This window comes from Chryseobacterium sp. AC405b, from assembly GCF_979258685.1.
Genome location: NZ_OZ409877.1, coordinates 1,532,316 through 1,554,440, shown reverse-complemented (window position 1 = coordinate 1,554,440; position 22,125 = coordinate 1,532,316). Strand labels below are relative to the sequence as shown.

The 22,125-nt window shown below is 34.1% G+C and carries 27 protein-coding genes and 1 tRNA gene; 8 read left to right on the top strand and 20 right to left on the bottom strand.

The annotated features are described in order from the left end of the window. Positions 1–96: 96 nt before the first annotated feature. The 8 genes from ACZZZA_RS07575 to greA all read right to left on the bottom strand — a co-directional run bounded on the left by ACZZZA_RS07575 (position 97) and on the right by greA (position 6,703). On the bottom strand, positions 97–576 hold the full coding sequence (locus tag ACZZZA_RS07575) for a hypothetical protein (RefSeq protein ID WP_463430578.1): 480 nt from the start codon (positions 574–576) through the stop codon (positions 97–99). Positions 577–812: 236 nt separating this feature from the next. Beyond that, a tRNA-Met gene (locus ACZZZA_RS07570) sits at positions 813–886 on the bottom strand. 44 nt (positions 887–930) lie between these two features. Further along, positions 931–2,214 (bottom strand): TlpA family protein disulfide reductase, encoded by a 1,284-nt coding sequence (locus tag ACZZZA_RS07565; RefSeq protein ID WP_463430576.1) that lies wholly within the window; start codon positions 2,212–2,214, stop codon positions 931–933. A gap of 60 nt (positions 2,215–2,274) precedes the next feature. Beyond that, a complete protein-coding gene (locus ACZZZA_RS07560) occupies positions 2,275–2,484 on the bottom strand; it encodes a signal peptidase (protein WP_463430574.1) in 210 nt (69 codons plus the stop codon). A gap of 8 nt (positions 2,485–2,492) precedes the next feature. Then, positions 2,493–4,484, bottom strand: coding sequence for a T9SS type A sorting domain-containing protein (locus ACZZZA_RS07555; RefSeq protein WP_463430572.1), 1,992 nt, complete (start codon positions 4,482–4,484; stop codon positions 2,493–2,495). Positions 4,485–4,555: 71 nt separating this feature from the next. Beyond that, positions 4,556–5,743: an ATP-dependent Clp protease ATP-binding subunit ClpX gene (gene clpX, locus ACZZZA_RS07550; protein ID WP_463430570.1), complete on the bottom strand. Its 1,188-nt coding sequence runs from the start codon at positions 5,741–5,743 to the stop codon at positions 4,556–4,558. A 62-nt stretch (positions 5,744–5,805) separates the two neighbouring features. Continuing rightward, entirely contained in the window at positions 5,806–6,195 is a 390-nt protein-coding gene (locus ACZZZA_RS07545) for an HIT family protein (RefSeq protein WP_463430568.1), read from the bottom strand. Positions 6,196–6,232: 37 nt separating this feature from the next. Next, positions 6,233–6,703, bottom strand: a complete 471-nt coding sequence (gene greA / locus ACZZZA_RS07540) for a transcription elongation factor GreA (RefSeq protein WP_463430566.1) — start codon at positions 6,701–6,703, stop codon at positions 6,233–6,235. Between the two features lie 108 nt (positions 6,704–6,811). Between greA and ACZZZA_RS07535 the strand changes: the two genes are divergently transcribed. From ACZZZA_RS07535 to ACZZZA_RS07525, 3 genes are all read left to right on the top strand, one after another. Further along, positions 6,812–7,270, top strand: coding sequence for a hypothetical protein (locus ACZZZA_RS07535; protein WP_463430564.1), 459 nt, complete (start codon positions 6,812–6,814; stop codon positions 7,268–7,270). Position 7,271: 1 nt separating this feature from the next. After that, the gene (gene dtd / locus ACZZZA_RS07530; protein WP_463430562.1) at positions 7,272–7,721 is read left to right on the top strand and encodes a D-aminoacyl-tRNA deacylase; all 450 of its coding nucleotides are present in this window, start codon (positions 7,272–7,274) and stop codon (positions 7,719–7,721) included. A gap of 236 nt (positions 7,722–7,957) precedes the next feature. Then, positions 7,958–8,872, top strand: coding sequence for a hypothetical protein (locus ACZZZA_RS07525; protein ID WP_463430560.1), 915 nt, complete (start codon positions 7,958–7,960; stop codon positions 8,870–8,872). A gap of 75 nt (positions 8,873–8,947) precedes the next feature. Here ACZZZA_RS07525 and ACZZZA_RS07520 read toward each other — a convergent pair whose 3' ends face one another. The 9 genes from ACZZZA_RS07520 to ACZZZA_RS07480 form a co-directional block, all read right to left on the bottom strand. Beyond that, positions 8,948–9,469, bottom strand: coding sequence for a hypothetical protein (locus ACZZZA_RS07520; RefSeq protein ID WP_463430558.1), 522 nt, complete (start codon positions 9,467–9,469; stop codon positions 8,948–8,950). A 140-nt stretch (positions 9,470–9,609) separates the two neighbouring features. Continuing rightward, positions 9,610–10,056, bottom strand: coding sequence for a hypothetical protein (locus ACZZZA_RS07515; RefSeq protein WP_463430556.1), 447 nt, complete (start codon positions 10,054–10,056; stop codon positions 9,610–9,612). 38 nt (positions 10,057–10,094) lie between these two features. Continuing rightward, positions 10,095–11,468 carry a DUF4153 domain-containing protein gene (locus tag ACZZZA_RS07510; RefSeq protein WP_463430554.1) on the bottom strand — a complete coding sequence of 458 codons (1,374 nt, stop codon included), beginning with the start codon at positions 11,466–11,468 and terminating at the stop codon, positions 10,095–10,097. Between the two features lie 38 nt (positions 11,469–11,506). Next, positions 11,507–11,992 carry a Coq4 family protein gene (locus tag ACZZZA_RS07505; protein WP_463430552.1) on the bottom strand — a complete coding sequence of 162 codons (486 nt, stop codon included), beginning with the start codon at positions 11,990–11,992 and terminating at the stop codon, positions 11,507–11,509. A gap of 124 nt (positions 11,993–12,116) precedes the next feature. Then, on the bottom strand, positions 12,117–12,956 hold the full coding sequence (locus tag ACZZZA_RS07500) for a metallophosphoesterase (protein ID WP_463430550.1): 840 nt from the start codon (positions 12,954–12,956) through the stop codon (positions 12,117–12,119). A 21-nt stretch (positions 12,957–12,977) separates the two neighbouring features. Continuing rightward, a complete protein-coding gene (locus ACZZZA_RS07495) occupies positions 12,978–13,265 on the bottom strand; it encodes a hypothetical protein (protein WP_463430548.1) in 288 nt (95 codons plus the stop codon). A gap of 65 nt (positions 13,266–13,330) precedes the next feature. Beyond that, positions 13,331–13,621, bottom strand: a complete 291-nt coding sequence (locus ACZZZA_RS07490; RefSeq protein ID WP_463430546.1) for a winged helix-turn-helix domain-containing protein — start codon at positions 13,619–13,621, stop codon at positions 13,331–13,333. 23 nt (positions 13,622–13,644) lie between these two features. Next, the gene (locus ACZZZA_RS07485; RefSeq protein ID WP_463430544.1) at positions 13,645–14,049 is read right to left on the bottom strand and encodes a hypothetical protein; all 405 of its coding nucleotides are present in this window, start codon (positions 14,047–14,049) and stop codon (positions 13,645–13,647) included. Positions 14,050–14,165: 116 nt separating this feature from the next. Continuing rightward, entirely contained in the window at positions 14,166–14,783 is a 618-nt protein-coding gene (locus tag ACZZZA_RS07480; protein WP_463430542.1) for a hypothetical protein, read from the bottom strand. Between the two features lie 101 nt (positions 14,784–14,884). Here ACZZZA_RS07480 and ACZZZA_RS07475 point away from each other — a divergent pair, with 101 nt between their 5' ends. Both ACZZZA_RS07475 and ACZZZA_RS07470 read left to right on the top strand, forming a co-directional pair. Next, entirely contained in the window at positions 14,885–16,486 is a 1,602-nt protein-coding gene (locus tag ACZZZA_RS07475) for a class I SAM-dependent methyltransferase (RefSeq protein ID WP_463430541.1), read from the top strand. A gap of 130 nt (positions 16,487–16,616) precedes the next feature. Continuing rightward, the gene (locus ACZZZA_RS07470) at positions 16,617–17,168 is read left to right on the top strand and encodes a GNAT family N-acetyltransferase (protein WP_463430540.1); all 552 of its coding nucleotides are present in this window, start codon (positions 16,617–16,619) and stop codon (positions 17,166–17,168) included. A gap of 117 nt (positions 17,169–17,285) precedes the next feature. Here ACZZZA_RS07470 and ACZZZA_RS07465 read toward each other — a convergent pair whose 3' ends face one another. Further along, positions 17,286–18,017: a hypothetical protein gene (locus ACZZZA_RS07465; RefSeq protein WP_463430539.1), complete on the bottom strand. Its 732-nt coding sequence runs from the start codon at positions 18,015–18,017 to the stop codon at positions 17,286–17,288. Positions 18,018–18,140: 123 nt separating this feature from the next. Continuing rightward, positions 18,141–18,905, bottom strand: coding sequence for an enoyl-CoA hydratase/isomerase family protein (locus tag ACZZZA_RS07460; RefSeq protein ID WP_463430538.1), 765 nt, complete (start codon positions 18,903–18,905; stop codon positions 18,141–18,143). A gap of 276 nt (positions 18,906–19,181) precedes the next feature. Here ACZZZA_RS07460 and ACZZZA_RS07455 point away from each other — a divergent pair, with 276 nt between their 5' ends. Genes ACZZZA_RS07455 through ACZZZA_RS07445 form a run of 3 tightly spaced genes read left to right on the top strand, consistent with a single transcriptional unit; the run spans position 19,182 to position 21,234 of the window. Further along, complete coding sequence (locus ACZZZA_RS07455; protein ID WP_463430537.1) at positions 19,182–19,802, top strand: hypothetical protein; 621 nt, start codon at positions 19,182–19,184, stop codon at positions 19,800–19,802. Positions 19,803–19,825: 23 nt separating this feature from the next. Then, positions 19,826–20,560, top strand: coding sequence for a sensor histidine kinase (locus tag ACZZZA_RS07450; protein WP_463430536.1), 735 nt, complete (start codon positions 19,826–19,828; stop codon positions 20,558–20,560). Beyond that, complete coding sequence (locus ACZZZA_RS07445) at positions 20,557–21,234, top strand: response regulator transcription factor (protein WP_463430535.1); 678 nt, start codon at positions 20,557–20,559, stop codon at positions 21,232–21,234. The genes ACZZZA_RS07450 and ACZZZA_RS07445 overlap by 4 nt, the downstream gene beginning before the upstream one ends. Before the next feature lie 346 nt (positions 21,235–21,580). Here ACZZZA_RS07445 and ACZZZA_RS07440 read toward each other — a convergent pair whose 3' ends face one another. Continuing rightward, complete coding sequence (locus ACZZZA_RS07440) at positions 21,581–22,111, bottom strand: SMI1/KNR4 family protein (RefSeq protein ID WP_463430534.1); 531 nt, start codon at positions 22,109–22,111, stop codon at positions 21,581–21,583. Positions 22,112–22,125: the final 14 nt, after the last annotated feature.

The window sequence follows — 22,125 nt, the reverse complement described above, 5'->3', positions numbered from 1 at the left end:
AAACCACCTCTACTGGTCGGAGAATATTGAAGCAAACAAAATTTAAAAACAAAGACAATTGAGGGTCAGTAACCTGTATTTTTTCAAGCAAGAGGTTCAGTTGCTCATCAGAATATGTTTTATTTTTTTAGGCTTTGCTTTGGCGTTTTTGACGCTGGTAATGAAATTTTCGGAAATCATTTCGTTATCCTTAAGTACATTAAAAATTGATGATAAAACACTTTTGTGATTATTGTACGATTTAGCGGATCCTGCGACCATCAACTCGTTAAAATATTCAAAAATATATTTCTTCGGAAAATCATTTACATCAATGACATCATATCCCTTTTTTGCTAAAAAATCCTGAAGTTTTTTAACTCTGGAGCTGTAATCAACTTTTGCAGAATCTGATAAATTTACTTTCTTCAATTCAAATGCCCAATCCAAAGCACTTTTAATTGTGTAAGTATCTTTTTGGTCTGTCGCTGGATATGGTGAGAATCCTTTTTTAAGAAGATCAATTAAATTTTTCTGAATAATTTTAAGCCTGGTAAGTCTTTCTTTTACTGTTGTAAAATCACGATTTACATTCATATATACGGCAGGCTGCCTGGGTCATTTCACAGGTTGACGGATTCCTGTAAGAATAGTACACATACCACCGCTTAGAAAGGTCAAAATTCTTTCCACCGTGGTATATTTTGGGTAAAAGGTACTGTCTTTCAGTCATCCCATTATAGTATTCGAAATAGTATTCGGTCTTCAAAACCTCTGTTATTGATAACATAAAAAATCGATGTATCTAATTGATACACCGACATTTATTCTTGTAGCGAAGACGGGAATTGAACCCGTGACCTCAGGGTTATGAATCCTGCGCTCTAACCAACTGAGCTACCTCGCCTTTTTGGTGGTGCAAATATATAAAATATTTAACATTCACCAAAATTATTTTATACTTAAATCTGTCAAAACATCACCAACATGTTCCGGCTTACTGATAATCTTATTGTTAGCATCTAAAATAAAATAACTAGGCGTAGCATGTACATTATAGGTATCTGCATACGAACTGTTCCAACCTCTTAGTTCTGAATCATTGATCCATGGAAATGCTGCGATTTTATTGGTATAAGCTTCTTTCTCGCTGTCTAATGAAAGAGCAATTACCTGAATGTTCTGTGCTTTCAACTGAGCATATTTTTCTAAAAGTTTTGGCAATTCACTTTCACAGTGAGAACACGTTGAAGACCAGAAAACAATCACTTTTTTGTCAGCTTTAACATCTGCAATAGATTTCGCTTTAGTATTTACAGGGGACTGAAACTTGTAATTTGGAAATACTGCTCCTATTTCAACGTTTGCATTAGATTTCAGCGTAGATGCTAATCTGTCTGTAATTGTACATTTTAGATTTTTTGCTAATGACAAATATTTAGTTTTAAAATCTTTCATTTCGTAGACATCAAAAATGTCAATAAGCTCAGATAAAACAGTTTGCCCGCGTGGTGTTTCCACTTTTAACCGATCTAATAATTTGTCTACCGATTGACTTACATTTGTATTTCCACCGTTATTAAGGTAGGCAACTAAAATAGGTCTTACTAAAGATGAAGACTCAAGCATGTCATTGGATTTATCAAAGAAATCAATAACTTCATCCTGAGATACTTTTTTAGCGGGATCATTTGAAAGAAATTTAGTGTAATTTGAATTATAAAAGGAGATAAATGGATGTTTTGTAACATCCTCACCGCTTGTTCCCGACAGGTTTGCAATTTCTGTTGATAATGCTTTCCCAAAGTCTGTATTATCCTTGTAATATTCTTTAATTTGAGCTAATGCCGGAAGGATCAATTCTTTTTTCTGGGAAGATTCTTGAATAGAATTCATCAGCTTATTAGCTTCATCAAGATAAGTCACAGTTTTTAATTTATTATTTGCTGTTTCTAATTTGATATTGACGTTTTTATTCTCGGAAATAAAACTTACCGTGTTATTGGTATTGGGAAAATAAAGTTTCATCATTCCAAAATAGCTTTTTGGATATTTAAATGTCCAAGAATTATTTTTGTTCTGTTCTTTTGTAACAATATTATCTTTAGATCCATTAAGGGTATATAATATAGCATCAGTTTCACTAAAATCTGCTGTGGACTGAACATTTATTGAAAATTGTGCATGCATTGAGAGCGTACATATCAATCCTGATAATATTACTATTTTTTTCATAATGTAAAAATAAAAAAACTCCCTGACTAATCAGAGAGTTTCAAATATTTTAAGAATTTTTTATATTTTTTGAATCTTAAATTTTTTTGCAAAATAGACAATCATTGAAATTGCTATAATTGCCAGTACATAGACATACATATCGATTGGTGATGCCTGCTGACCGGGAGTGGTACCTCCTACGCCTCCGCCAGGATTTGGTGGCTGTGCATTAGTAAATAAAACTGCAAAAAAAAGAAAAGCAGTTATTACTTTATTAAAATTTTTCATATTTGTGTTTATTTTAAGATTTTAGCATTAACGGTTTCACCGTTATCAGCAACAATTTTTACAACATAAGAATTTTTGATTGAATTATCCAGTTCTATAACAAAATCCTGAGAAGTATTAACACCTGTTTTAGAGATAACTACTTTACCACTCATGTCATATACCTGAATATCTGCTTTTTTCCAGCTAGGATCAAACCTTACAATGTAGTTGGTGATTTGAGGGTTGTACACCACCATTGTTCTGGAAGGTTTAACTGAATTATTTGTTCCTAATACAGCACTATTTGGTTCACCGTAATACAAATCAAATTCTGCATTTGCCACCGGTATCACAGCTCCCTGAACTGCTGCCTGTGCAGTTCCGTTTGGTGCTTTGTAATAAAATCCGATTCCTGTAGATAATTGATGAGTTCCGTTTGAAACTAATTCTGCATTTTCTCTGATTTCAAACTTGTAAGATTTAATTTTATTAAGATCGTAATTTACCAGTTTCACGTTTTTACCGGTGAAGTTAGCTTCATTAGCCTCGTTAATATACAACCAATATGAGCTTGTATAATTATTATCATACCCGCCAGTCAAAGCTTCTTCGAAAGTTCCTAAGACACTTCCCTGGGCAGAACCTACCTGAGTATAAGAATCATTAGAATGACCAGTAGTTCCACCAGGATATACTACATAATATGTTCTTCCTACTTCATTTCCGTTAACATCAAGACCAATCACACCCAGCTGTTTTACAGTGCTTGTATTTTTAGAAGCATTTTTACTTGCTGCGATGCTATAATCTGTTGCATCTGCTCTGCTGTAATAATTGAATCTTCTCAGATTTGCAAAATTAAGAACCTGATTAGCCGCTGTATTATCTTTAAGCTTTAGTACAAATGTACCCATAGGTCTTACTACCATATAATCAATATCCCCTGTAGGTACTGATGGAGTACCGCCTCCTGTGGCAAAAGATACAAACTTATATGAAGTAGAGCCACCACCACCCAAATTGGCATTGGTGTACTGAACCCCGCTTACTTCAAATCTGATTGCCTGAAGATTGCTTAAATTGATCCCATCACCTGCAGTTGCAGCTTCGTTGTAGGCAATTCTTCTTAAATCAAGATTCGTTAAATATGGGTTTGAGAATTGATATATATTTTTTCCGTAGTTACCCTGCCATACTAAACCACCTGCCGCCAAATGGAAAGCATCCTGTAAATATGACCAGTATTTTTCATTATATTGGTTTAAGTTACCTCCACCGGTACCAAAATTCACACCTAATCCGGCATTTGCTAAGGTAACTGATGCCCCAATATCAGAGTAAGGGCGTCCTTTTAATGTTCTTGTTACAGTATTGGCATTAAGTCCCGTACCTCCTACAGCATAGTAAGAGTGAAACTGGGAGTCAATTCCAGTTCTGTAGGTAAGATTGGTAAAATGGTTGAAAACAACAGTTGCGTTATTCCATTGTAGGATATCATTTTTTGACCCTCTTACACCGGTAAAAGTTTTACCCAGCTCAGCATTAAGTGTTGATAATGTCTTGCTGTAAAATGGCAAACCCATTTGTTGGTAATCTCCCTGATTGACCTGTCTGTATTCCTGATCAACAATACCTGTAATATTTGTCTGGGGGATGCCGGTAATGTACAATTGTCCGAATGTGAAAGTTGGAGTAACTGCAGATGAGTTTGTATTTACAGTAGCAAATGCAGTGGGCTCATTAAGGCTATTTACAAAATTTCCGCCTCCGTTCGCTTCAGTTTTATCAGCGTTTGCTCCATCTATTGTTTTGAAAACATCTGTTGCAGAACCTGCAACCATAACATTCCCGTGATTTTCAATATTTCCGGAACTTTTGACTTGGAGACCACCACCATTGTATACGAGGGTACCTTTGCTTACATACATTTTGGCTGTATCATCTACATGAAGTAGAATCTGTGCATTAATAGAGACAGCTAAGGATAAAAGTCCTATTGTTAATAAATTTTTTTTCATTGTATATTACTTTTGTGTTAATATAATATTCAATTGCAAATATATAATATTTTTTTAAAAAAACATCAAAATCATTTATTAATCAAAACATTATCACTTGTTAACGTTATTTCGTCATCTTCCCCTATTGAAAACATATAGTCTTCTAAAACTTTTTCGGTAGTCCCTCTAAGCCCTCTAGCACCCAACCCTTTTTCCATGGTTTCATCCACGATTTTCTCGATCGAACCCTCTGTAAAGACCAATTTCGTACCGTCCATTTTAAAGAGCTCAACAAACTGATTGGTGATAGAATTTTTGGGCTCGGTCATAATTCTTATCATGGTTTCTTTCGTCAGTTTTTCCAGGTAAGTGATGATCGGGAATCTTCCTAAAAGTTCCGGAATCAACCCAAACGAACGAAGATCTATTGCATTAAGATGAGTCAATACATCATCATCGTCACCTACTTTATTGATTTTTTCTGAACTAAAACCAATCGCCTGCTTATTCATTCTTCTCTCAATGATCTCTTTAATACCATCAAAAGCACCACCTGCAATAAACAGTATATTCTGTGTATTCACCTGAATATACTTCTGATCAGGATGTTTTCTTCCTCCCTGTGGCGGAACATTCACAATACTGCCCTCAAGTAATTTCAACAAACCTTGCTGAACACCTTCCCCGGAAACATCTCTGGTAATACTCGGGTTATCAGATTTTCTTGCTATTTTATCAATTTCATCTATAAATACGATTCCTTTTTCTGCTTTTTCAACATCGTAATCTGCTACCATCAGAAGTCTAGACAAGATGCTTTCTACATCTTCACCTACATAACCTGCTTCAGTTAAAATTGTAGCATCTACAATGCAGAAAGGAACATTCAGCTCTTTTGCAATCGTTTTAGCCAATAAAGTTTTACCTGTTCCCGTTTCACCGATCATGATGATATTGGATTTCTCAAGTTCTACTTCCCTGTTTTCATCTTTTGCGTGCAGTAATCTTTTATAATGATTATATACAGCAATTGACAGTTGTTTTTTTGCCTGATCCTGTCCGATTACGTACAGATCAAGGAATTCTTTTATCTGCTTTGGCTTTTTTAATTCTTCTATACTTTCTGCCGGGGAATATCCCGCAGGAGAAACACTTTCTTTCACGATAGAATGTGCCTGTTCGATGCAGTTTTCGCAAATAAATCCGTTTTGTCCTGAGACTAACATTTGCACTTCATTTCTTTTCTTGCCACAGAAAGAACATTGGTTTGAATTCATTTTGATATAAATATGATTAAAGAAAATCGTAAAAAATTTCTTTTTTACGACTATCTGTTTTGTTAAGAATTGATAATTGAATTTTGAATTTCTGTATATTCTTCTACAGATAATTTAAGCCGCTCATTTTTAAAATTCATGTCCTCTACTTTCTGCAAAGGTATCAGATGAATATGAGCATGTGGAACCTCAAGCCCCACCACAGCAATGCCCACTCTAACGCAGGGAACTGCATTTTTTACTTTTTTTGCCACTTCCTGAGCAAAACCCCAAAGGTTTTTAAAATCTTCACTTTCCAGATCAAAAATCAAGTCAACTTCTTTTTTCGGGACAACCAGCGTATGCCCTTTTACCAAAGGCATTGCATCAAGAAATGCTATAAAATCATCGGTTTCCGCAATTGTATAAGCAGGAATATCTCCGTTGATGATCTTGGTGAAAATTGAACTCATTCTTATTAGAAATTAGATGTTAGAATTTAGATATTAGTTATAAAGTAATTTCCAATACTTCAAAAGAAAGTTTATTTCCGTTTGGTAAAACAATTTCTGCTGTTTCACCGATAACTTTCCCCAGTAAACCTTTCGCAATGGGTGTATTTACTGATATTTTACCTGTTTTCAGATCACTTTCATTATCCGGAACCAATTTGAAAATCTGTTCTTTTTTGGTATCATTATTCATCAATCTCACCGTTGTTAAGATTGAAACTTTTGAAGTATCAAGCTGAGTTTCATCAATTACTTTAGAAGTCGTTACAATATCTTTAAGTTTAGAAATCCTCATTTCCAACATTCCCTGAGCTTCTTTGGCCGCATCGTATTCTGCATTTTCAGACAAATCTCCTTTATCTCTTGCTTCTGCTATTTGCTGAGTAATTTTGGGTCTCTCTATCTTTTCCAATTGCTCAAGCTCGGTTTTCATTTTTTCTAATCCTTCCTTAGTTACATAGCTTGCCATAATCTTTAAATTTTGTTTTAGTATAAAAAAATTATCCGACATTTGTCGGACAATGTTTTAGCGTGTTAATCGTTATTGTTTTACAAATATATAAAAATTTATATTCTAATGAAAAAAACTTTCTCAATCATATCATTTTTCATCTTGTTGACTTTCAGTTTATTAAATGTAAACTCATGCGGAAGCCGTGAAGATACGGTAAGCTGTTTTCCCGACTCACCGATAAACGTAAATTTAAACTTAAATCTTGCCAGTTACAACAACCTCAACTTCGTAGGACAGCCAATTTACATAGATGAGCAGCAATCCGGAACACGCGGACTTATAGTCGTAAGAACTTCAGATTCACCGGCATCTTTTAAAGTATATGATAGAAATGCACCTCATCTTTGTCCTGATGCAGACACCACTTTAGAAATCAAAGATAATATCAGTATTGTCTGCCCGAAAGATAACGCAACTTGGATTTTAATTACAGGTCAGCCAACAGCCATTTCTTCAGTTCCGCCGAAAACTTATTTTTGGAATTACGATCCTGCAACAAAGAATCTTAATCTTTATAATTAAAATGAAAGCTGTTATACAAAGAGTTTCTGAAGCGAATGTAAAAGTTGACGGCAAAATTGTGGGTGAAATCGGGAAAGGACTCATGCTTTTGATCGGTATTGATGAGCAAGATGAAAAAACCGATGCCGACTGGCTCATCCAAAAAATTTTAAATCTCAGAATCTTCGGCGACGAAAATGAAAAACTGAATCTTTCCGTAATAGACATTTCGGGAGAAATCCTTTGCATTAGCCAGTTTACACTGATCGCTGATTACAAAAAGGGCAATCGCCCATCCTTCATCAAAGCAGCAAAACCTACTCAGGCGATTCCATTATTTGATTACTTTAAAGAAGAAATAAAAAAATCTGGTCTTAGAACCGAAAGCGGAATTTTTGGCGCAGATATGAAAGTTTCACTCATTAATGACGGACCTGTTACGATCGTAATGGATTCTATTACTAAAATCTGATATTCTACTTTTTTTCCACCAAAAACAACATTAAAAAACACAATAATTCACCATCATGAATTAATTTTATATCACTAATTAATGATTAGTTACAAAAAGTAACTTTGGGAATAATCCATTACAAAGGGCTTTTAACGCATTATTCTTTAAAATTATCAACTTTTTATTGCAAGTATTATAATTATTTAATTAAATTTAAGAACGAAAAAAATTAGAAAATTATAAAAAAAACAATTATGAAAAAAAATTATTTTAAACTTATCTTCATTCTATGGGGATATAGTATTAGTGGACAAGTTGGTCTTAATACAGAAACACCAAGAGCGACATTAGATGTAGAAGGCAGACCAGAAATTACCATTCCTGACGGAATTATACCCCCTCGACTCACAGGAGATTTATTGGAAGCAAAGGAAGCTGCTTATGGCCCCGATCAACATGGAGCTATTGTATTTGTGACAGAACCTGTAACAACTGCGGGACCAAAAACAATCGCCGTCACAACCAGAGGAATTTTCGTGTATGATGCTAATGCAAACAATGGTAGTGGATTTGGCCTTTGGAATGGGTTACAAATGGGAGGCAATTCTCCTTCAACAGGAACCGGTGACGGAGCTTATGCAGCAAGACTGAGAGGTACATTATCACTTCTTAATCTTGGCATCAATCTTCTTGGGAGCAATATACAAACAATACCTTTACCTACAGCAACCAGCCTGCCTAATGCTAATCTAGACATCTCTTCAACACAGATAACAACTACAGAGACCGATTCGTACTACACGATTCCTTCAACAGGTATTTATCAAATCAATTACAGTTACCGCACCGGTCAAGGTCTTCGATTAGAAGTTCTGGGAGCAAACCGCCCGGGATTAATTATTACAAAGACAGCATCAGGTGCAGCTGCAACGACCGCAACAACAGTAGATTACAGATATTTTGGAGGTGTAAATCTAGTAGCATTATCAGGAGTTCCGCTTGTGGGTGGATTAACACTTGCAAATCTTGCATTAACCGAAGGACAAATCAGCCATATTCACCAATTTACTGCAGGAGACAGGGTGAGATTTGGTGTTGTTACAGGTGGTTTAGCAGCAGGCGTTTTAAGCGATTCTTCTGCTGAATTATCAATTTATAAGATCAGATAATAAAGTAAAATATAAAAGAAAATGCTTTCTCAGAACAGTGAGAAAGCATTTTTTGTATTTTAAATAAGTCTGGCTTTATCTTACCGGAACGCTGCTGAAATTCAATGCAACCTTAAGATTCATATCAGAAGTAGTCTGGTTTTTCAATTCATAAACAGTTCTCACCGTAACTCCTGTACTTTTTACAATTTCATCTAAAAATCCCGTACTGCTTAAATCTAAATTCAGGCTTGCCGAATCTGTTGAAATATCAGACCGTGAAGCCACTAACTTCTCATTAGTTCCGTTAGAAGAAATGTAAACTTTTACAGATTTCAAAGCACTAAGATTACCTCCAGTTGGAGAAACTACAGATATTTTTGCATCGGAGATTCTTACATCCTTAATCTGCGCATTATTGTTGCCACCAAACCAAGTCTGCAGATTTGCAGCCGTTGCTGTAGAAGAAACTTCCTTGTTTGCAGGAACTCCGGTAGAAATCAACACATTTGCCGTGTAAGGAAATGTATTCTGAACTATTGACTGTACGGTTCCACAACTCACGAGGGCTGCAGAAGCTATAGAGGTCATGATTGCTATTGAGAATATATTTTTCATAATAAATTATTATTGTATATTATTGAATTACACAAACTGTACCAATTTATTCTATACGAACAGAGAATTTTCCGGTAGTTTTACCATCAGCCATATTATTTTTCCCAACGATTAACCAAACTTCCCCTGGTTTTGGAACGTCATAAATAACTTCTCTCATGAATCGGACCGTTCATTTTGCCATCCGGAAGCTTAATCTGGTTGAATCTTATATTAAAATCCTGCTGTTTTGTAGTGATTTTCGCAGTGATTTTCGGTTTGGTGAAATTGGTGATTTTAAGAATTAATTTATCGTGTTTCTCAGTAAATTCTTCTTCAATGGTGAACGGCAGTTTTTTACCTTCTGCCATTCTTATAATTACCCTGTCTTTTTCTTCACGCATTACATCATCTTTCGAGACCTTTTGTGTTTCTGCAGAGATGCTGTCTTGAGAATCATTATTAACCTGATTAGAAGAATCGTTTTTCTGAATAATGCTTTCTTCGTTTGCCATTAAAGAATCTTTATCTGACCTCTCAGTCACAGCTGCTTCTTTCTTACAAGACATCATCATCAAAGGAATGAGTAACAAAAGTGATTTTTTCATATTAAAATATTTTAATGGTGATCAAGATTTTGAACGATTTATTTATTAATGGTTTCGTAAAACAAAACTTTTGAAAGAAACGTTCTTGGCTCTTCATAATTTACCTTTGACAAAACATCTTTCTTTAATTGTTTATTTTGTTTTTCCTCAGCATATTTCAACAAATATTTTTCGCTGAAATTAATAGATTCAAGATGATAATTGATCACAAAATCATTTCTTTTCATATTTTGAGAAGTGATCACCCCGCCCCAATTGATGAAACTGCAAGCCAAAACCGTTCCATAAACCGACCAGACCATCGAATTGAAAAGGTAAGCGTTCGTTTTCTTTTTTTGAATTTTGATAAAGGTAAGCATTAAACCAATGAGAGATAAAGTAAGAAAAGCATAAACCCCAAGTCGCTTATAGGTAAAGCCGTAATTGACGATGTATTCTGTATTTTTCAACATGGCAGAAATTACCAAAACAGCATTCAAAATGATCCAGATTTTGACTAAAAGTTTCATTAAACCCGCTTTCTGATCAAAATTAAAGTTAGATTTAAAATAAAACATAATTACCAGAATTGCCATTACGATTGACATCATTACTGCGCCTACTCTTTCATGTGTTTCCTCTGACAATTGATTGGGAGTTTTTACGGCTTCATAAAACTGTTCGTAATTGAAAGTAATAATAAAAAACACCAATAAAACATTTAAACAAAAGAAAGATATCACGCCACTCATTCTTTCAGAGTTTAAATCTAAAAATGAATACGTTGCTTTTTGAATTTTGGCTTTTTCTCCGAATTCATTATCAAGAATATGATTTTGTTTATAGATGAGTTTTTCGACAGAATAGTTCCAATAATTGAATGCAATAAAAAATCCTAAAACAGAGATACACAGCAACTGCCAAATATTGATATCTAATTCATAATCTGTAAAAATACTGGCAAAATGCTCACTTCCGGCAGAATAAATTCCGAAGAATATTGAAATTAATAAAAGCGGAATTAAAATAAATGCTAAGGTTTTCTGCCACAATCCTGAAGTATTTGTTTTGGGCAACCAGGAATCAAAACTAAAAAATCTGCAGATAAAAGTAAAACAATTGACCACAAATACCGGGATCAACAGAAGAACTTTCATCCTTCTGTTTTTCGAACGGTAAGCAAGTAATAAAACTGAACTTACAACTGCCAAAAATGAAGGAAAATCTCCGTACCAAGCAAATGCAATACCCGAAAGTACGCTCGCTACAAAAAGAATCATCAAAGTTTTTGTCCTGTTTTTCTCCTGAGTTCTGAAGAGAGTGAGTACAGCATAAACAATTGTTAAAATTCCGAGATTAAGTCCTACATTTTCGTTGTAAAAAAGAGCTACAAATAAGGCAGTGGTAAGCAATATATAGTGATGTGTTTTCATGAGAAAATTTTAAGATTAATGATAAGTTGATATTGAGTTTAATAGAGAACCTGGATTTCTTTTTGTCGGATAAAATCTTTAAGGTGATCGAAATTCTGGCAAAGGAGTTCTTCAAAATCCCAATGATGAAAAGCTCTCATGTTTTGACCTTTACGGAAAGCTTTAAGATATATTTTAAAATATTCCGGAAAAACAATCGTTCCCAAAGCCAAAACTCCCAGAAGATAAGCGCTGCGTTTTCCGTTCCCGAAAAGCAGATACTGCATTGCAATTTCGTCCTGAATATTGGTTCCTAAATCTGTGATCAGATGATAAACATCGTGATTTTCCATTTTGGGAATCATCCTGAAACCGTGATTATGATAAAATTCGCCCATTATTCTTCCTAGAGAATCTTGATTGAAACTCAGCAATTGTTCTTCATTAAACTGCCATTGTCTTTTTTTCTTTTTAAAATATTTCCTATACTGTTTTTGTGAATTTTCGTACATAAAAATGATAAAGCGGACGCGTAGTTTTTTCATAATTAAAAATTTAGAAGTGATGTTGTATTGAAGAAGTATAAAATTGAAATAGGAATATTGATATGAATACTTAATGAAAGACAAAAGAAAAATTTCATATTGAAGTTTTTTTATTATCCATAATTTAAGCTTGAGTTAAAGTAAAAACAGTAATCTCTGGTCTCACCATAAACCTTACCTGAAAAGAATGACCAATTGCGCGGTTGATGTAGAGCATTCTTCCATCATTCAAATCAATTTCACCGGAAATATATTTTTTATTTTCCACAGGAAGAATGGGTGTCATCACTCCCGGAATTCTGCATTGTCCGCCGTGCGTATGACCGCTTAAAACCCAGCCTTGATAACCGTTCCAAACATCTCTGTCGCAGACATCCGGATTATGACAAAGCACAAGGTTGGCTTTTTCAGCATCATAATCTTTCATTACTTTCATCGGATCAAAATTGGGTGACCAAAGATCATCAAAACCGATAATGTTCAAACCGTGAGATTCTCTTTGCTCATTTTTAAGCATCGTCACCCCATTATTTTCTAGAATTTTACTGATTTCTTCTGACGAACCTAAATCTTTCCAGGCTTTTCCATAATCATGATTTCCGAGAATTCCGAAAGTTCCCAGTTTTCCGTAAACTGCTTTTGCCATTACTTTTTTCAGGCTTTCATGATCTTTAGAAGTGCCGTGGTTGACAAAATCTCCGGTATAGACGACAAAATCCGGGTTGAAATTTTGAGCATCCTGGAATGATTTGATAAGAAAATTCCAGTCGAACCGGTTTCCGACGTGCAAATCTGAAATCTGCATCAAAATTTTACCTTCTAAATCTTCCGGTAAATTTTTAATTGGAAGTTTTTTTTCAACAAATTCTACCCAAAATGGTTCAACCTGCCAAGAATACAAAAAAGGCAGCGCTCCAACTGCTGAAAGCTGTAAAAGTCTTTTGAGAAAGTGTTTTCGGGTCATTGCTTTATAATTTTAATACATTTAATTTCCGGCGAAAGGAGTTCCGAATATACCCACTGCCAATTCTGCCCAAATAAGCATTAGCAGCAAAACAATCACTGCGCAAATCGCAATTCTGTAAGTTTTGTTTTTTACAATCCTTTGAATTAAATCAATAAGAAAAGCCGTTCCGAATAAAAGTAATCCGCCGATTATAAAATCGCTTAGAGACCAGTTAAACTCTTTAGAAATAAAATTTCCGATCAGAGGAATGCATAATAAAGCTGCAGGTACTGCATAAACGATTGTGGTTTTTTGTTTTTGTGTCATTTTGTTTAATTTTAAATTTATAAAGTACTTTGTATTTCAAAGTTTATTTTCAAAAAAATATAGAGTTATCTTCCAATTAATTTTTCCAGGGCATCTAAATGTTCTGTAAAAGCAATTCTTCCCGATTGGGTAACACGATAAGACGTCTTTGGTTTTTTGCCTACAAATTCTTTTTTTACTTCTATATAATTGGCTTTTTCCAAAGCATTGCTATGGCTTGCCATATTTCCGTCTGTGATTTCAAGAAGGTTTTTCATTTCGGAAAAATCAACCCAGTCGTTGACCATAAGAACAGACATAATGCCTAATCTTACACGGCTTTCGAATTCTTTGTTGAGTTGACTGATGTTGTACATGAATATCAAAATTTGCTTAAAACTCATTCTTTTTTCTTCTTAAAAAATACATTTCCAAACTTTTTAGATTTGAACACGTAATAAAAATCCCATTTTTTCCTTACCAATAGTGGCTCAAATTCTACCATCTGATGTTCCGGCTGTAACTGATTTATTCTTAAATGTGGACTAGCATACCCTTCAATAAATTCTACATTTCCTCTGTGTGTACTCTTAATGGTTGCGTTATCATAATATTCAAAAAAAATAAATTCTTCATTTTCATTTATTTCAAAACTGAAATGTTGAAACTGCCAATCAGTATTTTTCCCTTTAAACATATCCTTTTCTATTTCATATTTTCCATAAATATCATCTTTATCAACAATAGTTGGGCTATTAATAAAACCGACGATAAACAAAACCAAATACAATACAATAAAAAACAACCAATATCCTATGAATAATCTTTTAAAAAATTTATTTTTAGTCCTATTATATAATAAAAGTAAAATGAGAGATATCCCGAATATGATAATAAAAAATATAAACCAAATTAAAATCATCACTTATATTTCCTATGCATGATTAATCCATACACAATATGCAACACACCAAAACCGACCGTCCATGCGACTAATCCCCATCCCAAAAACAAGAATGAAAGCAATCCTAAAACAATCTGGCAATATCCTAAATACTTAATATCTGTCAAAGTATATCTTTCTGCACTTACCAGAGCCAATCCGTAAAAAATCAACGTTGCAGGTGCAACCAAAACAAATAAATGATGATACAAAAGTATCAGACAAAACAAACCGCCCGTTACCAGAGGAACTGCGAATGTAACCAGAAGTCTTCTCGTGGTGGCATCCCAGATTTTCAGCCCTTTCTTTTTGCTTTTATTAGCCGTTAAAATATATCCGCTTAAAAGCGCAATGATCAAAATTACAGCGCCGGTAAGAACAAGTTCTTGTACCAATTCTTTTCCGAAGATATTTCTGTCACCGTCAAAATAATCAATACCTTCTCTCTGAAAAACAAAATAAACATACACTGCTCCGATAATCGCAGCCAAGCCTGCAACAACCCCCGACAAACCACTTAATGATATAAAACGAGACGAACGTTCCATCATGGTGCGGATGTGTGATAAATCTTCGTGATAGTTTTTCGATTCCATATAAAAGAACTTTGAATTGCAAAGTTATATTTTATTTTTAATTATCAAAACTTTTTTTAAAATAATTTGTTCAAATTCTTAACTTTAGAAAAACGTATGGTATGGACAAAGAAATTCTTCGCTCAGAAATTTTCAGACATTTGGACGGTGTTGTTACTGCGCCTGTAGTAGCTTCGCTGTTGAAAAAAGAAATCATTGCTTTCATTATCGAACGCAAAAAAATATTTCTGAGTGAGCTTTCGGAAGAATTTAAAGCGAATGAAGGTTACCTCAATGTAGCAATTCGGGCATTGGCGTCACAAGGCTTTTTAGAGTATGAGGTAAATAATGAGAATGACAGCATTACAATTTCTGCAAACAACACAACTCACTTGTTGCAAAAATATGGTTTGCTTTATGTTAAAGTGATTCCGTTTTTAAAGTTTTCTACAGATATTAAAAATCAAATCAATGAAACTTCTTTTATCGAAGAATTTTCGCAACTGAGTGATTCAGTAAAAAAACATTTTGGAATTCAGCTTTCTGATGATGTCGAAGAAAAAATCGTACAGGAACAGATTTTAAAGCATATTGAAGGCTGCATCATCGGTCCTGTTATTGTTTATTTGGGAATGACAGGAATGTTTCACAAATATTTTATGGAAACTTCTTTTCAGGCTGCAGAGTTTCACAAAAACTCAGAGAATTTTGAAGTAATTCTAGATTTCCTTACCTACTTGGGCTGGTTTAAGAAAACCGGTGACAACTATAAATTTACAGAAACCGGAATTTATTTTGCCAAAAGAGCCGCGTCATATGGTGTTACGGTATCTTATCTGCCTCTTTTGAATAAAATGGATGAACTTCTGTTCGGAAATGCATCCAAAATAAGAGACATCTCAGATGGCGAAGATGAAATACATGTAGACCGTGCAATGAATGTATGGGGAAGCGGCGGCTCACACTCCAATTATTTTAAAGTAGCGAATGATTTTATTATTCAGATTTTTAATCAGCCCATACATTTACAGCCAAAAGGTGTTCTGGATATGGGTTGCGGAAACGGTGCTTTCATTCAGCACATATTTGAGACGATTGAAAGATACACACTTCGAGGGAAAATGCTGGAAGAGCACCCTCTTTTTCTTGTAGGTGCAGATTACAATCAAGCCGCTTTAAAAGTGACAAGAGCCAACCTCATCAACAACGACATTTGGGCTAAAGTAATTTGGGGTGATATTGGGAATCCTCAACAACTGGCGGAAGATTTAAAAGAAAATTATGAAATTGAACTTTCAGATCTGTTGAATATCAGAACGTTTCTTGATCATAACAGAGTTTGGAAAGCTCCTGCAAACAATCAGCCTGAAAGAATCAGCACTTCAACCGGAGCATTTGCACATCGTGGAAAAAGATTACCTAATCATTTAGTAGAAGAAAGTTTAAAAGAGCATCTTGAATTGTGGCTGCCTTATATCAGGAAAAACGGACTTCTAATCATTGAGCTTCATGCTTTAGATTCAAAACTGACAAGTCAAAATTTAGGAAAAACTCCGGCAACAGCTTATGAAACAACACACGGTTTTTCTGATCAGTATATTTTGGAAGTGGACGTTTTTAAAAAGATATGTCTGGAAACTGGATTGCAGATTGATAAAGAATTATTCAGGAAGTTTCCGAATTCGGAGTTGGCTACGGTTTCTATTAATTTATTGAAAAGCTAAAAGCCTAATTAACCTCAAGCTGATTTTTCTGATAAGCATATTTATTTTATACCATTTTTTATCTGCTTGATCAGCGAGATTAAAAAATCCTGTAAATGAATTTAAATCTGTAAAAATTTAAACAAAAAAAATGACATTTGAAACGATAGAAACAGAACGTCTTCTGATTCAGAAATTAGATTCACAAACGATGAATCAAATTTTTGAGTTGAATAATGATGATAAAATCAAGGAAATACTAGGCATTTCTGAAGAAGAATTTGCCCGACAGAAAAGAATTAATCAAAGTGGCTATGAATCCTACAACCAAAAAATAATGAATTTTAAAATTGTAGAAAAACAAAGCAATACCACTATCGGTAATTGCGGTTTTCATACCTGGAATCCTCAACATCATCGTGCAGAAGTGGGTTACGCTCTGAACTCTGATGAGTTTAAAAATAAAGGTTATATGAAAGAGGCTCTCGAAAAAGTAATTGAATATGGCTTTCAGGAAATGAATCTCAACAGAATTGAAGCTTTGATTGATGAAAACAATACACCTTCAAAAAAATTGTTAGATCATTTTGGTTTTACCCGGGAAGGAAATCTTCGCGGACATTATTTGGTTGACGGAATATTTGAAGATTCCGTTTTGTATTCTTTGATTAAATCAGAATATAATAAAGGTTATAAACTCTAATACTTATTAAATAACTGTGTTTCTATTTAAAAATAATTAAATTTATATACGAAAACCATTCTGAAAGTCAGAATGGTTTTGTAATTTGGTATGGTTGGTGTTAGTTTTTATATTTTTTTAATTAGGAAGTTTGGTTCCTGAAATTTCAAATGGGAAACTCACTCTTTGTCCGCCGTCATCCAGATTTACCCATGTAGAGCTTGCAACAATAAACTGCTGCGCATTGTTTACTTTACCTGCATCATGAGGCAACTGTGGGTAGAAATGAGTTCCTGTAGAAGTTTTTGCCCCCCATTTTATCCAATAAGTACCTGCAGCAAGATTAAGATCAGGCGCATTTATTTTCATTTTATAAATTTTTCTGGTGGTGTTATCCGTTTGTCCCTGCAATATTCTGTACCATTTCGTTTCTTCGGCAGAAACATAACGGTTGCTGGTTATATCTCCATATACTTTTACTGCTCCTGCTACAGAAGGATCTGATGAATAAATTTCGAAGTAAAACTCATTTACGGGAAATGTAGCTCCTGCAAAACTCGTTTGGTAAGCATAGAAATAAAAATTCTGAATGTTCCATTTTTCACCTGCAGGAACCTGAAAGTCGTCTGAAAGCATACGGTCGGTTACAGTTCCGTTAAGTCCCCAAGTGCTTTGTGGCGCTTTAACCTCACTCCAGCTATATCCTGCCGGAGAAGTAGTTCCTGCAGCAGAAGTAGTTCCTGTACTCATTCCGGTTACTGCGCTGTAGGTAAATGTTTCCGGCTCTGGTACAACTTCGTCGTCATCACTTTTACAGCTTAAAACCAAAGTGGCGATAGACATCAGGCATAAAAAAAATCTTGATTTCATAATAAAAAGTTTTATAAATTATTTGATACAAAACTACTTCGCCCGGTCATTTCTTTATAGAGGAAAACCACCCTTTATACAGAGTGGTTTCCTTGTTTATTTCAATAATGATATCTGAAAATTTTATTTGGCTCTTAATCTTTCTTTGATGGCTCCAATATTTTTCTTTGCCGAATCTTCCAAAATCAAACTTGCACTCATGTGAATTCTTGCAGGCATTAATTCATTAAAATGCTCTGTACCTTCCCAGGAAACTTTTTTGATTAAAGCTAAAGCGTCTTCACTTCTGGTTGCTAAAGTATTCAGAAAATTTTCAAGTTTGGAATCCATTTCGGCAATGGTTTCAGAAACTGAATGATAAATATTGTGCTGCTCTGCCCATTCTGCCGATCTGAAATCTGCATCAATTGCCATTGCAGAAAACTGAGATTTCCCGATTTTTCTTTCTACGTAAGGTCCGATTACAAAAGGTCCGATTCCCAGATTGATTTCCGTTAAAGCCAACGCAGCATCTTTGGTTGCAAAACAATAATCTGCACCACAAGCCAATCCTACTCCACCTCCGGTAGTTTTGCCCTGTACTCTTACGATTACTATTTTTCCGCAGTTTCTCATTGCATTGAGTACTTTAGCAAAACCTCCGAAAAACTTGGTTGAGGTTTCAAGCTCATCAATTGACAGCAGTTCATCAAAACTTGCACCGGCACAGAATGCCTTTTCTCCTTCACTTTTTACCAAAATAGCTTTTACTTCATTTTTTGCGCCTTCGTCTAAAATAGTTTGAGCCAGTTTTTCAAGAATTGCTCCCGGAAGAGCATTGCTCTTTTGCGTTCCGAATGTAATCTCCGCAATATTGTTTTTAATTTCTGATGTTACAAAATCACTCATTTTTTCAAAATATAGTTTGGATATTATTTAGTGCAAAAATAGATTAATCTTTGGACAAATAAATAAAGTCTTACTTTTTATCAATTTATTGAACATAAAAATATATGGCAGCAAAATTTAAATAAAATAGCCAATTTAAATACCACAAATTGATAATATTTATTTATTATCTTGTTTCAAATGGTTTAATTGTATAATTTTATGCCTTATTGATTTGCTCACCAAAATATTAATACAAGATAAAAATTCTATCATCAGTATTTAACATCTTTTATTATGGAGTATTTTGCTAACGCAACTGTTTATTTTAGTTATTTATTTCTTTTATTAGCTAATGTTTCCGGAATTTTAAGATTTAAGGCATTGCGTCAAAATGAAAGGTGGTATGTTTATTATTTGATCTATACTTCAATCATTGAAGTATCTTCCAACATTTCTGTAAAACTGTTTCATGCCAAAGACACATCAGCAGTTTATCCTTTTTACATCGGCGGAGTTTTTTCAATTCTTGCTTATTTGTACCTTGTAAAACTAAAATTTCCAAAAATTTGGATATTGATTATTCCTGCAATCGGAATTTTATATTTATTTGTACATCCGTATTTTAACGAAATCAGTCATGATCATATAAAAGCAATTTCAAACGTCATAATTTTTGTTCTTGCAGGGATTACTCTTTTACAGGAGATCAGAAAAACAAATTCTGACAACCGTTTTCTGCCGGTAGATGCTTTCATATTTTTATATTACTCTGTTTCAACATTTATATTTATTTTACATCATCAACTTGGAAATATGGAGATCAGCCAGGCATTTCTCCTTTGGAGCATCAATAACGTTCTTACCTGCATTTTATATCTGTCATTTATATATACATTTTTAAGATTAAAGAAATAAAACTTCATATAAGCTTTTACATCATGATAATTATCGCCGTGGTAATTATCATATGTCTTGTTTTACTGGCTTACAAATTTTTCATAGATCGTCTTATCAAAGAAAAAAATACCCGACACGAAGCTGAGATTCTTCATCAGAAAAACTTGGTTTCCGAAATCACCAAAGTACAGGAAGAAGAAAGAAAAAGAATGGCTGTTCTGATGCATGATGATATAGGCAACCGCCTCAATATCCTTTCGCTTTGGATAAACAATCTGGATGTTGAAAATAAAGATGCTGCAGAAAAAATCATCTCAAAACAAATTTCTGAGTTAATAGATTCAACTCGAAGTATTTCGCATTCATTATATCCGGTGAATCTTGAGAAACTTGGATTGCTGTTGTATATAGGCGAACTTCGGTGCAATCTTTCGAAGACTATACACATCAACATTGTCATAAATTCTGACTACAGAAAGAAAGATATTTCCACAGAAGTACAACTTTACAGAATCATTCAGGAATTTACCACGAATGTCATCAAACATTCTGTTGCTACAGAAATTACAATTTACATTAAAGATAATCTTAAAAATAGGGCACTTGTACTTGCCGATAACGGAAAGAGTTTCGATTATAATTCGGTGAACAAAGGTATGGGAATCAAAAATATAGAATCCAGGATACAATCACTTGACGCCCGGTTCAAGTGGAAAAACAAGATCGGTAAAGGAAGTAAACTCATTATTAAAATACCACAAAACACACTCTTATGATTACAAAAATTGCCGTTGTAGATGATGAACTGTTGATTCTTGAGGGAGTTAAGCTTTTGCTTTCTATGGATAAAAATATTTCGGTAACAATCATTGCTACTCATGGTAACAGTTTTCTGGAAAATCTTGAGGTGATTCATCCTGATGATTTTCCTCATTTTGCATTGATTGATATTCAGATGCAGCCAATGGACGGTTTTGAATTGGTAGAAATTCTGAGACAAAAATACCCTGAACTTAAGATTATTATTCTTTCTTCCCATTATAAAACCAGTGTTTTGGGATATATGGTAAAACTGGGCGTTTCTGCATTTTTACCCAAAAATTCTGATAAGCAAACATTTATAGAAGCTATAACGCAGGTGCATAAAAAAGGAATTTATTTTACTTCGGAAGATCACAAGATGCTCTTATCTTATCTGAATGACTCACAAAAAAACATAGGATTATTTGATATTCGGGATGAGCTTTCGGAAAGGGAAAAAGAAGTCGTAACACTTATCTGTAAAGAACTTACCAATCATGAGATCGCCGAAAAATTATCACTCAGCGCTCGCACGGTCGAGAGCCATCGCCAGAGAATTCTAGATAAAATCGGAGCAAGAAACACAGTCGGGCTGGTAATTTATGCTGTTATGAAAGGAATCTATACTCTTCCTGTAAATATTCAATAAATAATTAAATCTCCATCAATTACGTATAAATACTGAATATAAAAATTGGTTATTTGTACTGAATTATGATTAAAGATTAAATTGTTATTTTGCGGTATGATTAAATCTGACTAAGTGATGATACCAGCGTTTAATCAAAATGATTATGAAATCTTAGACTTTTGTTTTCAATCATCAGCTATCAGCCATTAAAACTTAAGAATAGTTTCATCATATGATTCTATTACATGAATGATTAAACCTTTGAAATTTCTCAAAGGTTTTTGTTTTTTTATAATTTTCAGATGTTAACAACTTTATAATCGTATTACACCTGAAATGAGAACATTGAATTAGATAATATTGCTTAATCGAATTTTTCTTCCGGCTCAAGACCTTTAATGAAAGTCTCAAAATCTTTTGCCAAAAATGTCTTTTTAAACTCAGATTCCTGGTCGATGTGTACCACTTCAGGTTCACCATCTTTGCCACAATTTGTATAATCAAGCAAAATCATGTCATGACCTGCTGAAGGACAATCTGCAATGTAAATTCCGGTTGCCGGGTAACCCCATTCTTCGATCATAAAGTGACTTCCGAGTGATCCGCAAAGTGAGTTTTTTTTTGTTCTTCCGATTCCCATAAAACCCGTCATTGCAACATGGTCTTCTGCCCAGGAATTACTTTCAGTGGTAGGAAAGCAAGGTCTGTTGACCAATCCGCCGTTTTGTATTCTCATTAACTCAATGTAAGAATCCGGAAGTTTATATCCAAGTTCTTTTTCAATCGACTCAATCATTTCCTCATCCGGTACATCTTCAATGTAATCTCTTGAAGAGTAGCTACATTCACTCCAAAAATTTGTAAGATCAAAGTCTTTAAAAAATTTTAAATCCATAGTATTAGTTTATT

Coding starts and splice junctions, on each gene's coding strand:
- ACZZZA_RS07575 (WP_463430578.1), bottom strand. CDS start 576: ATGAATGTAAATCGTGATTTTACAACAGTAAAAGAAAGACTTACCAGG.
- ACZZZA_RS07565 (WP_463430576.1), bottom strand. CDS start 2,214: ATGAAAAAAATAGTAATATTATCAGGATTGATATGTACGCTCTCAATG.
- ACZZZA_RS07560 (WP_463430574.1), bottom strand. CDS start 2,484: ATGAAAAATTTTAATAAAGTAATAACTGCTTTTCTTTTTTTTGCAGTT.
- ACZZZA_RS07555 (WP_463430572.1), bottom strand. CDS start 4,484: ATGAAAAAAAATTTATTAACAATAGGACTTTTATCCTTAGCTGTCTCT.
- clpX (WP_463430570.1), bottom strand. CDS start 5,743: ATGAATTCAAACCAATGTTCTTTCTGTGGCAAGAAAAGAAATGAAGTG.
- ACZZZA_RS07545 (WP_463430568.1), bottom strand. CDS start 6,195: ATGAGTTCAATTTTCACCAAGATCATCAACGGAGATATTCCTGCTTAT.
- greA (WP_463430566.1), bottom strand. CDS start 6,703: ATGGCAAGCTATGTAACTAAGGAAGGATTAGAAAAAATGAAAACCGAG.
- ACZZZA_RS07535 (WP_463430564.1), top strand. CDS start 6,812: ATGAAAAAAACTTTCTCAATCATATCATTTTTCATCTTGTTGACTTTC.
- dtd (WP_463430562.1), top strand. CDS start 7,272: ATGAAAGCTGTTATACAAAGAGTTTCTGAAGCGAATGTAAAAGTTGAC.
- ACZZZA_RS07525 (WP_463430560.1), top strand. CDS start 7,958: ATGAAAAAAAATTATTTTAAACTTATCTTCATTCTATGGGGATATAGT.
- ACZZZA_RS07520 (WP_463430558.1), bottom strand. CDS start 9,469: ATGAAAAATATATTCTCAATAGCAATCATGACCTCTATAGCTTCTGCA.
- ACZZZA_RS07515 (WP_463430556.1), bottom strand. CDS start 10,056: ATGAAAAAATCACTTTTGTTACTCATTCCTTTGATGATGATGTCTTGT.
- ACZZZA_RS07510 (WP_463430554.1), bottom strand. CDS start 11,468: ATGAAAACACATCACTATATATTGCTTACCACTGCCTTATTTGTAGCT.
- ACZZZA_RS07505 (WP_463430552.1), bottom strand. CDS start 11,992: ATGAAAAAACTACGCGTCCGCTTTATCATTTTTATGTACGAAAATTCA.
- ACZZZA_RS07500 (WP_463430550.1), bottom strand. CDS start 12,956: ATGACCCGAAAACACTTTCTCAAAAGACTTTTACAGCTTTCAGCAGTT.
- ACZZZA_RS07495 (WP_463430548.1), bottom strand. CDS start 13,265: ATGACACAAAAACAAAAAACCACAATCGTTTATGCAGTACCTGCAGCT.
- ACZZZA_RS07490 (WP_463430546.1), bottom strand. CDS start 13,621: ATGTACAACATCAGTCAACTCAACAAAGAATTCGAAAGCCGTGTAAGA.
- ACZZZA_RS07480 (WP_463430542.1), bottom strand. CDS start 14,783: ATGGAATCGAAAAACTATCACGAAGATTTATCACACATCCGCACCATG.
- ACZZZA_RS07475 (WP_463430541.1), top strand. CDS start 14,885: ATGGACAAAGAAATTCTTCGCTCAGAAATTTTCAGACATTTGGACGGT.
- ACZZZA_RS07470 (WP_463430540.1), top strand. CDS start 16,617: ATGACATTTGAAACGATAGAAACAGAACGTCTTCTGATTCAGAAATTA.
- ACZZZA_RS07465 (WP_463430539.1), bottom strand. CDS start 18,017: ATGAAATCAAGATTTTTTTTATGCCTGATGTCTATCGCCACTTTGGTT.
- ACZZZA_RS07460 (WP_463430538.1), bottom strand. CDS start 18,905: ATGAGTGATTTTGTAACATCAGAAATTAAAAACAATATTGCGGAGATT.
- ACZZZA_RS07455 (WP_463430537.1), top strand. CDS start 19,182: ATGGAGTATTTTGCTAACGCAACTGTTTATTTTAGTTATTTATTTCTT.
- ACZZZA_RS07450 (WP_463430536.1), top strand. CDS start 19,826: ATGATAATTATCGCCGTGGTAATTATCATATGTCTTGTTTTACTGGCT.
- ACZZZA_RS07445 (WP_463430535.1), top strand. CDS start 20,557: ATGATTACAAAAATTGCCGTTGTAGATGATGAACTGTTGATTCTTGAG.
- ACZZZA_RS07440 (WP_463430534.1), bottom strand. CDS start 22,111: ATGGATTTAAAATTTTTTAAAGACTTTGATCTTACAAATTTTTGGAGT.